Here is a 14,481-nt window from a genome sequence, read left to right on the forward strand (position 1 = left end):
GTCAGACTTCCGTGAGTTGTCCGTTGGGTACCGGTGCGGTGGTGCGGCGGCGCTCCACGGCGCCGCGGAGGGTCAGGAGCATCGCGGCGGCGGTGGCCAGCGAACCGATCGCGTAGGCCAGACCCACGCGCAGCGCGATGTCGCCGGGGAGCAGCGTGATGCCGAGCAGCACCGCGGTGCCGAACACCCAGCAGACCAGCTGGGCGCGGTGCTTGTGCAGGACCATCTGGGCCTGGCCGAGGACCATCGCCAGCATGTAGCAGGTCGTCCCGATGGCGAACCACAGGAAGTCGAGGCGGCCGAGCTGGCCGGGCGTGGCGCCGAACAGGACCTCGATCAGCCAGGGCCCGATCAGCACGGCCGGCACACCGCCGACGACGCCGAGGCCGAGCACCACGAGGCAGGCCTTGCGGAGCATCCGGGCGAAGCCCTGGTCGTCCCCGGCGGCCACCACGGTGGACAGTCCGGAGAGCAGCGAGGCCTGCAGCGAGCCGAAGACGAACAGCGGCACACGGGCCAGCACCAGGGCGCTGAGCAGGCCCGCGATCAGTTCGGTGCGGGTCGGCTCCAGCAGCTGGGTGCTCATCACCGCGGCGTTGACGACCACCTGGGCCAGCAGGGTGGAGGCGGTCAGCGGGCCGAGGCCGCGCACCAGCTCGCGGGTGGCGATGGGCCCGCCGGGCCGAGCCGCGCCCCGGGTCGGGGACAGCGTGACCAGCAGGGCGACGAACGGTGCCACGACGAGGATCAGGCTGAAGGCGAGCGCCGAGTGCAGGCCGGCGAGGGCGCAGCCGAAGGCCAGGGCGATCCGCAGGCCGCCGTCGACCGCGAGCTGGGCGCCGTACGCGGTGAAGCGGCCGGTGCCGGCCAGGATGCCCCGGGTGAGGTAGCACAGGGCCATCCCGGCGAAGGCGGCACCGAGTACGGCGACCAGCTGCCGGTCTCCCTGGAACAGCCGGTCGGCGATCGGCCCGGCGAAGAGGGCGAGCGCGCCGATGACCGCGGCGAGGATCCCTGCGGTCAGCAGCCCCGCCTTCCGGAGCACGGGTGCGGCTCCCTCACCGCGCACCGCGCGGGCGGCGACGATCCGGGTGAGCTCCTGCTCGATCGGGAAGAACAGGCCGATCCCGACGGACATCACCAGCGTCCACAGCACCGAGACCCCGGCCATGTCGGCCTTGGAGAGGCTGTGCCCGGCCACCGCCAGGTGGATGTAGGAGGCGGCTCCGAGCACAGCGGTGCCCCCCGCGACCATGGCGGTCCCGGGGGGCAGGGCCTTGAGCAGTTTCGAGATCGGGTTCATCCAGGAGCTTTCATAGGCCGCACGCTCAGCGCGTGGCGTGGCGGAGCATGGCGCTGACACCGGGCCGCCCGGCCTTCTTGGCGGCGCCGGGCAGCAGGGTGAGCGCGTGCAGCCGGGAGGAGAGGTGCAGCCGGGAGACCTTGGCGGCGCGCGGCCAGCCGTGCCGGTCCAGGCGGTCGGCGGTCTCCACGAAGAAGCGTTTGGCCTCCTCGAAGCGGTGGCCGGTGTAGGCCTTGGCCGAGGACTCGCTCTCGGCGTGCCGGCGGTAGCTGAAGCAGACCTCCGGCGTGGTCGCCAGGGTCTCCCCCGCCACCAGCAGGTCCACGACCAGGGCCAGGTCCTGGATCACGCCGAGGTCGGTGCGGAAGCCGAAGCGCTTGACCGCCTCGGTGCGCCAGCAGATCGACGGGAAGTACAGCCAGTTGCCGCGCAGCAGGCTGGTGGCCAGCTCCTCGCCGCCGAGCAGGGCCCGGCCCGGGCCCTTGGGCGCGTAGAGCTTGCGCTTGGTCCGGTCGCCCAGGGTGTCGAAGGGCAGGCCGTCGGTGCCGATGACCTGGACGCCCGGCTGGATCATCGCGGCGGACGGCTCGCGGTCGGCCGCGGCCCGTACGACCTGGAGGTAGTTCGGGTGCATGAGGTCGTCGCAGCCCATGAGCACCAGGTACTCGTACTCGGCGAGCTCGACGCAGCGGTTGAAGTTGCCGGTCACGCCGAGGTTGCGGTCGTTGCGCAGGTAGCGGACCCGGGGGTCCGCGAGCTGCTCGAACCACTCGGGGACGCCCGGCTCGCGGCCGTCGTCGACCACGGTGAGCCGCCAGTCGGCGCCGTCCTGGGCCAGGACGCTGCGGACCGCGTCCTGCATCAGCGCGACGTCGCCGTAGTACGGCAGCAGGATCTCGAAACGTGACATGTTCTCCGCCTAGGCCTTGGTCAGCTCACGGCGGACCAGCTCGGCCGTGCGCTGCTGGAACGCGGCGTACGCCGGGGTGCCGGGGGTGAAGGTCTTGAGCTCCTTGGGCATCCGGCGGATCATCGCGAGCAGCAGCACGAGGCCGGCCCGGGTGAGGTAGACCATCGCCTTGAGCGGCGAGGCGCTCGGGCGGCCGGTGGTGCGCTCCCGCATCGCGACGGGGATCTGGCGCACGGTGAAGCCCGAGCGGGCGGCGCCCACCATGGACTCGATGGTGTCGCCGAGGTACTCGACCGGGTACCAGCGGGCGAAGAACTCTATGAGCGGCCGGTTGCAGGCGCGGAAGCCCGAGGTGGTGTCCGTGAGCTTGGTCCGCGTGATGCGCGAAAGCACCACGGACAGCAGGGACATCGCCCACTTGCGGGGGCCGCGCACCGTGTAGTCGCCGTCACCGGCGAAGCGGGCGCCTATGACGAGGTCGGCGTCGCCGACCGCGAGGCGCTCCAGCAGCGCCGGTACGTACGCCGGGTCGTGCTGGCCGTCGGCGTCCACCTGGATCGCCACGTCGTAGCCGTGCTGCTGCGCGTAGCGGTAGCCGAGCCGCATGGCGCCGCCGACACCGAGGTTGAAGGGCAGCTGGGCGACGGCCGAGCCGGCCGCCCGGGCCACCTCGGCGGTGTTGTCCGCCGAACCGTCGTCGACGACGAGGGTGTCCACGTAGGGCAGTTGCTGCTGGATCTCGCGCAGGACGGAGGGCAGGCCGTCCTCCTCGTTCCAGGCGGGAAGAATGATCAGAACGCGACGACCGTCGTTCACGAGTTCACCTGTGCCTCGATGGCGCCGGAATCCTCCGTGCGCGGCGACGTGCTGGGGTATCCGCCCTGCTGGACGAGGTGCGCGCGGATCAGCGCGACGTCCTCCGCGAGGGTCCGGGTCTCCGCCTCCAGCCGACTGGTCTCCCAGCTCAGGTGCAGGCTGACCAGCAGAACCAGGACAAAACCGACGAACAGCACCAGGCTCACACCGGACGCGACACCGAGCGCCCTGGCCACCGGGTCCAGCAGGTCGGGCACGAACCCGAGCGGGGCCACCAGCAGCCCGATCGCGAGCCATATCGCCGCGTACTTCTCCCGCAGTTGCTGGCGGCGCAGCAGCTCGAGGATGTACCCCAGCACCAGAAGACCGGTGATGGAAGTCAGAACGGAGAGTCGCACAGCGGACGGCGCCTTTCGCGCGAAGGGGCCAACATCTTTATAGGAGAAGCATATGGCACCCATGAGGACGTCAACGGGGCCCGGAAGGTTTCGTCCCGGGCCCCGCTGACGGTGTGCACATGAATACGAAAGGACTCGCTCGATCAGCTCTTCGAGGGGAGTCTCAGCAGATCAGTGAAGGCGGGCCGGGTGATCGCCTCGGCGAGCTGGGCCTGCCAGTCGGGCATCGGCTCCAGCCCGGCGTCCGCCCATCCCTCGTGACCAAGGACACTGAAGGCGGGCCGCACGGCAGGGCGCACGAAGGCCTCGGAGGTGGTCGGCCGGATGCGCTCGGGGTCGAGCCCGCTCAGCCGGTACGCCTCACGGGCCAGGCCCATCCACGTGGTCCGGCCGCTCGCGGTGCCGTGGTAGACCCCACCCATGGCTTGGCCCTTGAGCGCCGCCCGGCCGAGCTCGACGAGCCGGCGGGCCAGCGCGTAGGACCAAGTGGGCTGGCCGTGCTGGTCGTCGACCACGTCGAGGGTGTCGCGCTGGGCGGCGAGCTTCAGCATGGTGGCGACGAAGTTGGGCCCGTGCTCGCCGTAGAGCCAGGCGGTCCGCACGATGTATCCGTCCTGCGGAAGCAGTTCGGCGACGGCCTGCTCGCCGACCAGCTTGGAGCGCCCGTAGGCGTTGACCGGGCCGGTCTCGGCGTCCTCGGCGTACGGCTCCGTGGCGTTGCCGGGGAGCACGTAGTCCGTGGAGACGTGCAGCAGGCGCACATGAGCGGCGGCGCAGGCCTCGGCGAGGACGCGTACGCCGGTGCCGTTGACGGCGGTGGCGGCTTCCTCGGCGGTCTCGGCGCCGTCCACATCGGTCCATGCCGCGCAGTTGACGACGACGGCGGCTCCCTCGACCGCGGCGCGGACGGCCGCCGGGTCGGTGATGTCGAGGTCGGCGCGGCGCAGGCCCACGGCCTCGATCCCGGCGCGCCGCAGGACCGTCAGGACGTCCTGGCCCAGCATTCCGGCGGCACCGGTGACGAGCCAGCGCCCGGCCGGCGAGTCGGTCCTCACTTCTGCAGGGCCGCCTTCACCTTGAGCGGCTCCCACCAGGCGCGGTTCTCGCGGTACCAGTCGATGGTGGCCTTGATGCCGTCCTCGAAGGTGACCTGCGGGGCGTAGCCCAGCTCGGCGCCGATCTTGCTGATGTCGATGGAGTAGCGGAGGTCGTGGCCCTTGCGGTCCTCGACCTGCTCGACCATCTCCCAGCCGAGGCCGGCGGCCTCCAGCAGGACACCGGTGAGCTCCTTGTTGGTGAGCTCGGTGCCGCCGCCGATGTTGTAGACCTCGCCGGCCCGGCCCCCCCGCATGGCCAGGTCGATGCCGCGGCAGTGGTCGGAGACGTGCAGCCAGTCCCGGACGTTGCCGCCGTTGCCGTACAGCGGGACCTTCTTGCCGTCCATCAGGTTCGAGACGAACAGCGGGATGACCTTCTCCGGGAACTGGTAGTGCCCGTAGTTGTTGGAGCAGCGGGTGACCACCACGTCCATGCCGTGGGTGCGGTGGTAGGCCAGCGCCAGCAGGTCGGAGGACGCCTTCGAGGCGGAGTACGGGGAGTTCGGCACCAGCGGCCACTCCTCCGTCCAGGAGCCCTCGCTGATCGAGCCGTAGACCTCGTCGGTGGAGATGTGGACGAAGCGGCCGACGCCGTGCTTGCGGGCGGAGTCGAGCAGCACCTGGGTGCCGACGACGTTGGTCACCACGAAGGGGCCCGCACCGGCGATCGAGCGGTCCACGTGGGACTCGGCCGCGAAGTGCACGACGACGTCGTGACCGGGCATGACCTGGTCGACGGCCTCGGCGTCGCAGATGTCGCCCTTGACGAAGGTGTAGCCGGGGTGGTCCGCGACCGGGGCGAGGTTGGCCTCGACGCCCGAGTAGGTCAGCTTGTCGAAGACAGTGATCTGCGCCGTGGCATCTGCACCGAGCTGCTGGCGGACGAATTCTGAACCGATGAAGCCGGCGCCGCCGGTCACGAGGATGCGCATAATACGAAGAGTCTAGCCGCCTGCCGAACGTCACACGGCCTGAGCTCGGCGCCCCCACGCGCTCTCGCATAGGGTTCTCCCCATGCGTGGAATCCTCTTGGCCGGTGGCACCGGATCTCGACTCTGGCCGCTGACCCGGGCAGTCTCGAAGCAGCTGCTGCCCGTCTTCGACAAGCCGATGATCTACTACCCCCTCTCCACCCTCGTGATGGCGGGCATCAGCGAGATCCTGATCATCACCACCCCGGACGACCGCGAACAGTTCGAGCGACTGCTCGGCGACGGCTCGCAGTTCGGCCTGCGGCTGGAGTACGCCGTCCAGGAGCGCCCGGAGGGCATCGCCCAGGCATTCGTCCTCGGCGCCGACTTCATCGGTGACGAGTCCGTCGCCCTGATCCTCGGCGACAACATCTTCCACGGCAGTGGCCTCGGCACCCGCCTCGCCCAGCACACGGACGCCAAGGGCGGCCGCGTGTTCGCGTACCCGGTGGCGGACCCCACCGCGTACGGCGTGGTCGAGTTCGACGAGAACGGCCAGGCCATCTCCATCGAGGAGAAGCCGGAGAAGCCCAAGTCCCGCTACGCGGTGCCGGGTCTGTACTTCTACGACAACCAGGTCGTCGAGATCGCCCGCGGTCTGAAGCCCAGCGCCCGCGGCGAGCTGGAGATCACCGCCGTCAACGACGCGTACCTCCAGGCCGGCGAGCTCAACGTGACCATCCTCGACCGCGGTACCGCGTGGCTGGACACCGGCACCTTCGTCTCGATGGTGCAGGCCTCCGAGTTCGTCCGTGTGATCGAGGAGCGCCAGGGCCTCAAAATAGGCTGCATCGAGGAGGCGGCCTGGCGGGCCGGCCTGATCGACTCCGCGCAGCTGCGCGCGCTCGCCGAACCGCTGACCAAGAGCGGCTACGGCGACTACCTGCTGATGCTGCTCGCCGAGGAGGACGCCCGATGAAGTTCCGCGAACTCTCCATAGCCGGCGCCTTCGAGGTCACCCCGCAGCTGCACGGCGACCCGCGCGGCCTGTTCACCGAGTGGTACCGCTTCGACCGGCTGGCCGAGGTCGTCGGTCACCCGCTGAACCTGGCGCAGGCCAACCTCTCGGTGTCCGCCGCGGGCGTGGTCCGCGGCATCCACTTCGCCGACGTACCGCGCGGCCAGGCCAAGTACGTCACCTGCGTACGCGGCGCCGTGCTCGACGTCATCGTCGACCTCCGGGTCGGCTCCCCCACCTTCGGCCGGTGGGAGGGCGTCCGCCTCGACGACGTCGACCGCCGCGCGGTCTACATCCCCGAGGGCCTCGGCCACGGCTTCTGCGCCCTGAGCGACGACGCGACGCTCTCGTACCTCTGCTCGGAGACGTACAACCCGACCGGTGAGCACTCGGTGCACCCGCTCGACCCCGACCTCGGCATCGAGTGGCCGGCCGACGTCCCGCAGCTGTCCGCCCGCGACGAGGCCGCGCCCTCGCTGGCCGACGCACTCGCGACCGGTCTGCTCCCCGACCACGCCGCCTGCGTGGAGTTCACCGAGTCCCTGCGCGTGAACTGACCCACCGCCCGTACGAGTGAGGGCCGCACCCCGGACGGGGTGCGGCCCTCACTCGTACCCGCCCGGCCCGCTCCGGGACGCGCCCGGAAACGGCTGCCGCACATGCCGAAGGGCCCCGTCCCACCGCCGAGGCGATGGGACGGGGCCCTTCAGTGCAACTTGGTGCCCGTCGAACGGGCTACCAGGTCAGAACCCGAATTACTTCGAGATCTTGGTGACCTGGCCGGCGCCCACGGTACGACCACCCTCACGGATGGCGAACTTCAGGCCCTCCTCCATGGCGACCGGCTGGATCAGCGCGACCGTCATCTCGGTGTTGTCGCCCGGCATGACCATCTCCGTGCCGGCCGGCAGGGTGACGACACCCGTGACGTCCGTGGTACGGAAGTAGAACTGCGGGCGGTAGTTGTTGAAGAACGGGGTGTGACGGCCACCCTCGTCCTTCGACAGGATGTAGGCCTGGGCCTCGAACTCGGTGTGCGGCGTGACCGAACCGGGCTTGATGATGACCTGGCCGCGCTCGACGTCCTCGCGCTTGATGCCACGGAGGAGCAGACCGACGTTCTCGCCCGCCTGGCCCTCGTCGAGGAGCTTGCGGAACATCTCGATGCCGGTGACCGTGGTGGTGGTCTTGGCTTCCTTGATGCCGATGATGTCGACGGTCTCGTTGACCTTCAGGACACCACGCTCGATACGGCCGGTGACGACCGTACCGCGACCGGTGATCGTGAAGACGTCCTCGACGGGCATGAGGAACGGCATCTCGGTGTCACGCGGCGGGGTCGGGATGGCCTCGTCGACGGCAGCCATGAGGCCGAGAAGCTTCTCGCCCCACTCCTTGTCGCCCTCGAGCGCCTTCAGCGCGGAGACGCGGACGACCGGAAGGTCGTCGCCCGGGAACTCGTACTCGGAGAGCAGCTCACGGACCTCGAGCTCGACGAGCTCCAGGATCTCCTCGTCGTCCACCATGTCGGCCTTGTTCAGGGCGACGACGATGTAGGGGACGCCGACCTGGCGGGCCAGGAGCACGTGCTCCTTGGTCTGCGGCATCGGGCCGTCGGTGGCGGCGACCACGAGGATCGCGCCGTCCATCTGGGCGGCACCGGTGATCATGTTCTTGATGTAGTCCGCGTGACCCGGGCAGTCGACGTGGGCGTAGTGACGCGCCTCGGTCTGGTACTCGACGTGCGCGATGGAGATGGTGATACCGCGCTGGCGCTCCTCAGGAGCCTTGTCGATCTGGTCGAAGGCCGAGGCCTCGTTCAGGTCCGGGTACGCGTCGTGCAGCACCTTGGTAATGGCGGCCGTGAGGGTCGTCTTACCGTGGTCAATGTGACCGATGGTGCCGATGTTGACGTGCGGCTTAGTCCGCTCGAACTTCGCCTTCGCCACGGGGTCCTCCTGGAGAGTGGTTCTGTACGCCTTACTCATCGGCGCCAGGTGATCTTTGCTGGAAAGCCGGTCCCCCCGGGGCAACGGAGGGTTACTCCTGTTGCCCCAGAGGCTCCGGTGACAAGCCTAAAGCGTGTACTCGGAAGAGTTACTCGCCCTTGGCCTTCGCGATGATCTCCTCAGCGACGTTCCGGGGAACCTCGGCGTAGGAGTCGAACTGCATCGAGTAGCTGGCGCGACCCGAGGTCTTGCTGCGGAGGTCTCCGACGTAGCCGAACATCTCCGAAAGGGGCACGAGGCCCTTCACGAGACGCGCGCCGTGACGCTCCTCCATGGCCTGGATCTGGCCACGGCGGGAGTTGATGTCACCGATGACGTCGCCCATGGACTCCTCGGGCGTGGTGACCTCAACGGACATCATCGGCTCGAGCAGCACGGGGGAAGCCTTGCGCGCGGCCTCCTTGAAGGCCTGCGAACCGGCGATCTTGAAGGCGAGCTCCGAGGAGTCGACCTCGTGGTAGCCACCGTCGAGAAGAATGACGCGGACGCCCGTCATCTCGTAGCCCGCGAGGATGCCGAACTGCATGGCCTCCTGCGCACCGGCGTCGACCGAGGGGATGTACTCCCTCGGGATGCGGCCACCGGTGACCTTGTTCACGAACTCGTACGCCGGACCATCGGCGTCCGTGATCGGCTCGATCGCGATCTGCACCTTGGCGAACTGACCGGTACCACCGGTCTGCTTCTTGTGGGTGTAGTCGTGACGCTCGACGGTCTTGCGGATCGTCTCGCGGTACGCGACCTGCGGCTTGCCGACGTTGGCCTCGACCTTGAACTCGCGCTTCATACGGTCGACCAGCACCTCGAGGTGCAGCTCGCCCATACCGCCGAGGATGGTCTGGCCGGTCTCCTCGTCCGAGTGAACGTGGAAGGAGGGGTCCTCCTCCGCGAGACTCTGGATGGCGACACCCAGCTTCTCCTGGTCACCCTTGGACTTGGGCTCGATGGCGACCTGGATGACCGGAGCCGGGAAGTCCATGGACTCCAGGATCACGGGCGCCTTGTCGTCACACAGCGTCTCACCGGTGGTGGTCTGCTTCAGGCCCATGACGGCGACGATGTCGCCGGCGCCGACCGCGGCGATCTCTTCACGCTTGTTCGCGTGCATGCGGTAGATCTTGCCGATGCGCTCCTTCTTGCCCTTGACGGAGTTCAGCACCGCAGTGCCGGCCTCCAGGCGGCCCGAGTAAACCCGGACGAAGGTGAGCTTCCCGAGGTGCGGGTCGCGCATGATCTTGAACGCCAGCGCCGCGAGGGGCTCCTCGTCGGACGGCTTGCGCTTCACGACGACCTCGGCGTCACGGACGTCGTGGCCCTCGATGGCCTCGATGTCCAGCGGCGACGGGAGGTAGCGGATGACAGCGTCGAGCAGGGGCTGAACGCCCTTGTTCTTGAACGCCGTGCCACAGAACACCGCGGTGATCGTGGGCTCGCCCTTGCCCTTGCCGGAGCCGAGGATGATGCGACGGACGGCGGCGTGCAGCTGCTCCACGGACGGCTCGTCGCCGTTCAGGAAGAGCTCCATGATCTCGTCGTCGTTCTCGGCGACGGTCTCGACCAGCTTGCCGCGCCACTCTTCAGCAGCTTCGGTGTGCGTGGCCGGGATGTCGACGATGTCGTACATCTCGCCCTTGGTCGCCTCGGCGGACCAGACGAACGCCTTCATCGTGACGAGGTCGACGACACCCTGGAAGTCGGCCTCGGCACCGATGGGGAGCTGCATGACGATCGGAACCGCACCGAGGCGGTCCTTGATCATGTCGACGCAGCGGTGGAACTCGGCGCCGGTACGGTCGAGCTTGTTGACGAAGCAGATGCGCGGCACGCCGTAGCGGTCCGCCTGACGCCAAACGGTCTCGGACTGCGGCTCCACACCGGCGACACCGTCGAACACGGTGACGGCACCGTCGAGGACGCGGAGCGAACGCTCCACCTCGACGGTGAAGTCAACGTGACCCGGGGTGTCGATGATGTTGATGGTGTGGTCGACGTCCTCGAGCGGCCAGTGGCAGGTCGTCGCGGCGGACGTGATCGTGATGCCGCGCTCCTGCTCCTGCTCCATCCAGTCCATCGTGGCAGCGCCGTCGTGGACTTCACCGATCTTGTAAGACACACCGGTGTAGAACAGGATGCGCTCGGTGGTGGTCGTCTTGCCCGCGTCGATGTGGGCCATGATGCCAATGTTGCGCACCTTGGCCAGGTCAAGCGAAGTGGTAGCCATATCGGCTCAGTCTTCTCTCGGTCTCGATGTGGGTTGGGACTACCAGCGGTAGTGCGCGAAGGCCTTGTTGGACTCGGCCATCTTGTGCGTGTCCTCGCGCTTCTTGACGGCAGCGCCAAGACCGTTGGAGGCGTCGAGCAGCTCGTTCATGAGGCGCTCGGTCATGGTCTTCTCACGACGGGCGCGGGAGTAGCCCACGAGCCAGCGGAGGGCCAGGGTCGACTGGCGACCCGGCTTGACCTCGACGGGGACCTGGTAGGTCGCGCCACCGACACGGCGGGACTTGACCTCGAGGGACGGCTTGACGTTCTCCAGCGCGCGCTTCAGCGTGATGACCGGGTCGTTGCCGGTCTTCTCGCGGAGGCCTTCCATGGCGCCGTAGACGATGCGCTCGGCGGTGGAGCGCTTGCCGTTCAGGAGGATCTTGTTGATGAGCGACGTCACCAGAGGAGATGCGTAGACCGGGTCGATGATGACCGGGCGCTTCGGGGCGGGGCCCTTACGAGGCATTCTTACTTCTCCTTCTTGGCGCCGTAGCGGCTGCGGGCCTGCTTGCGGTTCTTGACAGCCTGGGTGTCAAGCGCACCGCGGATGATCTTGTAACGAACACCCGGCAGGTCCTTCACACGGCCACCACGCACGAGCACGATCGAGTGCTCCTGCAGGTTGTGTCCCTCACCCGGAATGTAGGCCGTGACCTCGATGCCGGAGGTCAGACGCACACGCGCGACCTTACGGAGCGCCGAGTTCGGCTTCTTCGGGGTGGTCGTGAACACACGCGTGCAGACGCCGCGACGCTGGGGCGAAGCCTCGAGCGCGGGGGTCTTTGTCTTCTCGACCTTGTCCTGCCGGCCCTTACGGACCAGCTGCTGGATCGTAGGCACTACTTCTCCGGTTTCTGTGTGCCGTGTAGTGAAACTAACCTGGAACTTCCCCGACCCACGCGGTCGGGTGTGTCGAACACTGCACGCTTTCACCGAAGTGAGCAGGGCGCAGATTGCGGTGTGGTCTTCTCGGCTCTCCGCGGGGTCTTAAGCACACGCGGGAGCCCAGGGCACACCCCAGGCACAAGGTCAGAGCGTACCTACCTCACAGAGGTAGGTCAAAACAAATGCCCAGCACGAAAACCCGCCGCGCGCAAGCGGGCAGCGGCACGATCGGCCCTGTGCCCTGCCCCGGCGCCCTAAACTGACACCTTGCCCGGGCGCGGAACGCCCGTGAGTCGATCAGCAGGGAGCAGGACATTGGGGACCGTGGCACCCGAGCCGACCACAGTCGACGCCCGTCCACCCGCCCCCGACCGACCGGCCACGCGCCGCCCGGCCACCCGCCGGACCAGGCAGTTCCGCGGCCCCCTGCTGGCCTTCCTGATCACCGCCGGCGCCTTCTGCGCGGCCTGGGCGGCCCGCGGCACCTTCCCCTTCGGGAACACCGGCCGGGCCCTGAACGACCAGGCCAACCAGTACGTGCCCTTCCACCGGGCGCTCTGGGACCTGGTCCACGGGCAGGCCGCCGGCGACGTGCTCTTCACCTGGCGCGGCGGCTTCGGACAGCAGTTCCTCGCCGACTACCACACCTACCTCGGCAACCCGTTCTCCTGGCTGGCCGTCCTCGTCCCCCGCGCCCACGTCGACCTCGCCGTCTTCGCGATCACCCCGATCACCATGGGCACCGCGGCCGCCGTGATGACGGTGTACCTCGGCAAACTGCACCCCGGCCCGTGGTGGCAGCGGGGCGTGCTCGGCGCCACGTACGGCCTGTGCGGCTGGGCGCTCAGCGACGCCTCGTACATCCCGATGTGGCTGTGGGGCCTGGTCGCGCTCCCCATGCTCGGCATCGCCGTCGAGTGGTGCCTGGAGGAGCGCCGCTGGCCGGGCGTGGCCCTGCTGGTCGCGCTCGCCTGGTTCGGGAACTTCTACACCGCGATGATGGCCACGATGGCCGCCTGCGTCCTGCTGGCCATCCGCATGGCCACCCGCGACATGTCGGCCCGCGACCGGCTCCGCGCCCTGTGGCGGGCCGCGACGGCCACCGGGACCGGGATCCTGCTCACCCTGCCCCTCCTGCTGCCCTCGTTCCTGTCCAGCGGGGCCGCGCAGCCCACCGGGGCGGCCGCCTTCGACCCCGTACGGATCGAGATCTTCCTCTCGGGCATGCTCCCGGCCACGCACCTGTGGGGCGGCCGCCCGCGGCTCTACGTCGCCTCGCTCGGGCTGATCCTGGCCGGCTCGTTCGTCCTGAACACCGCAGTCGCCAAGCGGACCCGGCTGGTGTGGGCGGCCGCCACCCTGCTCGTGGTCGCCTCCTTCCAGTTCCCGCCCACGCAGTACCTGTGGCACGGGCTGGCGGTGCCGAACGGCAATCCGTACCGCGAGGCCTTCGTCTTCAGCGGGATGGTCGTGATCGTGGCCTGGCTGGCGCTGGCCAACCGGCCGCGCCCGCTGCACCTGGCCCTGGTCGCGGCCCTCCTGGTGGCCGCCACCTTCGTGCTGCGCCGCACCGACGACTTCGGCGGCTGGACCTGGCCGGCCGTTCTCGGCGGCGGGGCGCTCTCCCTGCTGGCCCTGGTCCTGCTGCGGCTCGGCGAGAAGCGCCGGTACCTGATCCCGGTGGCCGCCGCCCTGATGATCGGCGTCGTCTTCGCCGAGTCCACGGTCGCCGCCGCGAATGCGGACGCCCGCCGGGCCCGCGAGCGCTGGGCCAAGCCCGTCGCCACCTCGAACGAGTCCATCGGCAACCATTTCGACGCCGTACGGGACGTGGCGGGCTGGCCCGCGTACCGGACCGACTCGGGCGCGCCGCAGAGCGCGTACAACGACGCCCTGGCGCTGCGCGCGGAGGGGCCGCAGTACTACAGCAGCTACCTCCCCGAGGCCACCTACCGGGCCCTGGAGCCCCTGGGGTACGGCTTCAAGAACGACGGCCGGACCTTCTTCGGCGCCGACAACCCGGTACTCGACGCCATCTTCTCGATCGGCGCCCGGGTCCGCCCGGGGACCGCCCCGAACACCTGGACGGCCGCGAAGTTCCCCGCGCCCCCACTGGTCACCGTCCGCACCGGCCCGTACACCTCCCCCAACCCGGCGGACAGCGTCTACGCCCGCCAGGAGAACGTCCTGGGCGCCACCGTCTACCAGGTCCCCCAGGTCACCCGCGGCGGCACCGACACCGACCAGACGTACGCCGCCCAGTGCACCCCCGGCTCCGAGGCCTTCTGGTACTCCCCCGCCCTCTACGGCACGGTCCGCGCCGGCGGCACCCGGAAGCCCCTGGAGGACCGGATGACCGGGGTGGTCCCGCTGGGCACGGTCCCCGCGTCCGGCCGGGTCGACGTCACCGTGGAGACCCGTACGAAGGACGCGGACGCGGGCGGGCACCCGCTCGGCTGCCTGGACCGCGCCGCGCTCGACACCGTCGTCCGGCACCTGACCACCACCGGCGCCACCGCGGTCCGCCCGGGCGGCCACACCCTGGAGGCCACCCTCCCCACCCCCGCCGGCGGCACGGCGGTCATCGCCACGACCGCCGTACCGGGTTGGCGGTGCTCGGCCCCGCTGAAGCCGTTCCACGGCCTCCTGGCGGTGGACCTCCCCGCGGGCACGGACACGTTCTCCTGCACCTTCACCCCGAAGGGCCTCACCCCGGGCCTCGCAGGCGCCACCCTGGCCCTGATGGTCCTCATCGGGGTCCAGGTGACCGCACTCCGCCGCCGCCGGCGCGACTGACCTCCCCCGCGGGGACTGCGGGGCCGCTCCCCCGCGGTCCATCGGCCCACCGGCCCACCTACCGACGAAGAAG

Annotated in this window: 13 protein-coding genes; 3 read left to right on the forward strand and 10 right to left on the reverse strand. The window is 69.5% G+C overall.

Annotated elements, in window-relative coordinates:
- Position 1: 1 nt before the first annotated feature.
- From IE257_RS20415 to rfbB, 6 genes are all read right to left on the reverse strand, one after another.
- Positions 2-1,303 carry a lipopolysaccharide biosynthesis protein gene (locus IE257_RS20415; protein ID WP_189970620.1) on the reverse strand — a complete coding sequence of 434 codons (1,302 nt, stop codon included), beginning with the start codon at positions 1,301-1,303 and terminating at the stop codon, positions 2-4.
- A 25-nt stretch (positions 1,304-1,328) separates the two neighbouring features.
- A complete protein-coding gene (locus IE257_RS20420; RefSeq protein WP_189970622.1) occupies positions 1,329-2,213 on the reverse strand; it encodes a glycosyltransferase family 2 protein in 885 nt (294 codons plus the stop codon).
- Between the two features lie 9 nt (positions 2,214-2,222).
- Entirely contained in the window at positions 2,223-3,029 is an 807-nt protein-coding gene (locus IE257_RS20425) for a glycosyltransferase family 2 protein (protein WP_189970624.1), read from the reverse strand.
- The gene (locus tag IE257_RS20430; RefSeq protein ID WP_189970626.1) at positions 3,026-3,427 is read right to left on the reverse strand and encodes a DUF2304 domain-containing protein; all 402 of its coding nucleotides are present in this window, start codon (positions 3,425-3,427) and stop codon (positions 3,026-3,028) included. The genes IE257_RS20425 and IE257_RS20430 overlap by 4 nt, the downstream gene beginning before the upstream one ends.
- Before the next feature lie 143 nt (positions 3,428-3,570).
- Complete coding sequence (gene rfbD / locus IE257_RS20435; RefSeq protein ID WP_268251425.1) at positions 3,571-4,482, reverse strand: dTDP-4-dehydrorhamnose reductase; 912 nt, start codon at positions 4,480-4,482, stop codon at positions 3,571-3,573.
- Positions 4,479-5,456: a dTDP-glucose 4,6-dehydratase gene (gene rfbB, locus IE257_RS20440; protein ID WP_189970628.1), complete on the reverse strand. Its 978-nt coding sequence runs from the start codon at positions 5,454-5,456 to the stop codon at positions 4,479-4,481. The genes rfbD and rfbB overlap by 4 nt, the downstream gene beginning before the upstream one ends.
- Before the next feature lie 82 nt (positions 5,457-5,538).
- Here rfbB and rfbA point away from each other — a divergent pair, with 82 nt between their 5' ends.
- Positions 5,539-6,414: a glucose-1-phosphate thymidylyltransferase RfbA gene (gene rfbA, locus IE257_RS20445; protein ID WP_189970630.1), complete on the forward strand. Its 876-nt coding sequence runs from the start codon at positions 5,539-5,541 to the stop codon at positions 6,412-6,414.
- Positions 6,411-7,010 carry a dTDP-4-dehydrorhamnose 3,5-epimerase gene (rfbC, locus tag IE257_RS20450; protein ID WP_189970632.1) on the forward strand — a complete coding sequence of 200 codons (600 nt, stop codon included), beginning with the start codon at positions 6,411-6,413 and terminating at the stop codon, positions 7,008-7,010. Before rfbA ends, rfbC begins: the two co-directional genes overlap by 4 nt.
- Positions 7,011-7,208: 198 nt before the next feature.
- On the opposite strand, the gene tuf is transcribed toward rfbC, so the two are convergent.
- From tuf to rpsL, 4 genes are all read right to left on the reverse strand, one after another.
- Positions 7,209-8,402 (reverse strand): elongation factor Tu, encoded by a 1,194-nt coding sequence (gene tuf, locus IE257_RS20455; protein ID WP_189970634.1) that lies wholly within the window; start codon positions 8,400-8,402, stop codon positions 7,209-7,211.
- 148 nt (positions 8,403-8,550) lie between these two features.
- A complete protein-coding gene (gene fusA / locus IE257_RS20460) occupies positions 8,551-10,683 on the reverse strand; it encodes an elongation factor G (RefSeq protein ID WP_189970636.1) in 2,133 nt (710 codons plus the stop codon).
- A 39-nt stretch (positions 10,684-10,722) separates the two neighbouring features.
- Positions 10,723-11,193 (reverse strand): 30S ribosomal protein S7, encoded by a 471-nt coding sequence (gene rpsG / locus IE257_RS20465; protein WP_007265894.1) that lies wholly within the window; start codon positions 11,191-11,193, stop codon positions 10,723-10,725.
- Between the two features lie 2 nt (positions 11,194-11,195).
- The gene (gene rpsL, locus IE257_RS20470) at positions 11,196-11,567 is read right to left on the reverse strand and encodes a 30S ribosomal protein S12 (RefSeq protein WP_007265893.1); all 372 of its coding nucleotides are present in this window, start codon (positions 11,565-11,567) and stop codon (positions 11,196-11,198) included.
- A gap of 369 nt (positions 11,568-11,936) precedes the next feature.
- On the opposite strand from rpsL, the gene IE257_RS20475 reads away from it, so the two are divergent.
- Positions 11,937-14,408, forward strand: a complete 2,472-nt coding sequence (locus IE257_RS20475; RefSeq protein WP_229920531.1) for a YfhO family protein — start codon at positions 11,937-11,939, stop codon at positions 14,406-14,408.
- Positions 14,409-14,481 lie beyond the last annotated feature (73 nt).

The organism is Streptomyces avidinii, from assembly GCF_014650695.1.
Taxonomy (GTDB): Bacteria; Actinomycetota; Actinomycetes; order Streptomycetales; family Streptomycetaceae; genus Streptomyces; species Streptomyces avidinii.

Coding starts and splice junctions, on each gene's coding strand:
- rfbB (WP_189970628.1), bottom strand. CDS start 5,456: ATGCGCATCCTCGTGACCGGCGGCGCCGGCTTCATCGGTTCAGAATTC.
- IE257_RS20415 (WP_189970620.1), bottom strand. CDS start 1,303: ATGAACCCGATCTCGAAACTGCTCAAGGCCCTGCCCCCCGGGACCGCC.
- rfbC (WP_189970632.1), top strand. CDS start 6,411: ATGAAGTTCCGCGAACTCTCCATAGCCGGCGCCTTCGAGGTCACCCCG.
- rpsG (WP_007265894.1), bottom strand. CDS start 11,193: ATGCCTCGTAAGGGCCCCGCCCCGAAGCGCCCGGTCATCATCGACCCG.
- rfbA (WP_189970630.1), top strand. CDS start 5,539: ATGCGTGGAATCCTCTTGGCCGGTGGCACCGGATCTCGACTCTGGCCG.
- IE257_RS20420 (WP_189970622.1), bottom strand. CDS start 2,213: ATGTCACGTTTCGAGATCCTGCTGCCGTACTACGGCGACGTCGCGCTG.
- fusA (WP_189970636.1), bottom strand. CDS start 10,683: ATGGCTACCACTTCGCTTGACCTGGCCAAGGTGCGCAACATTGGCATC.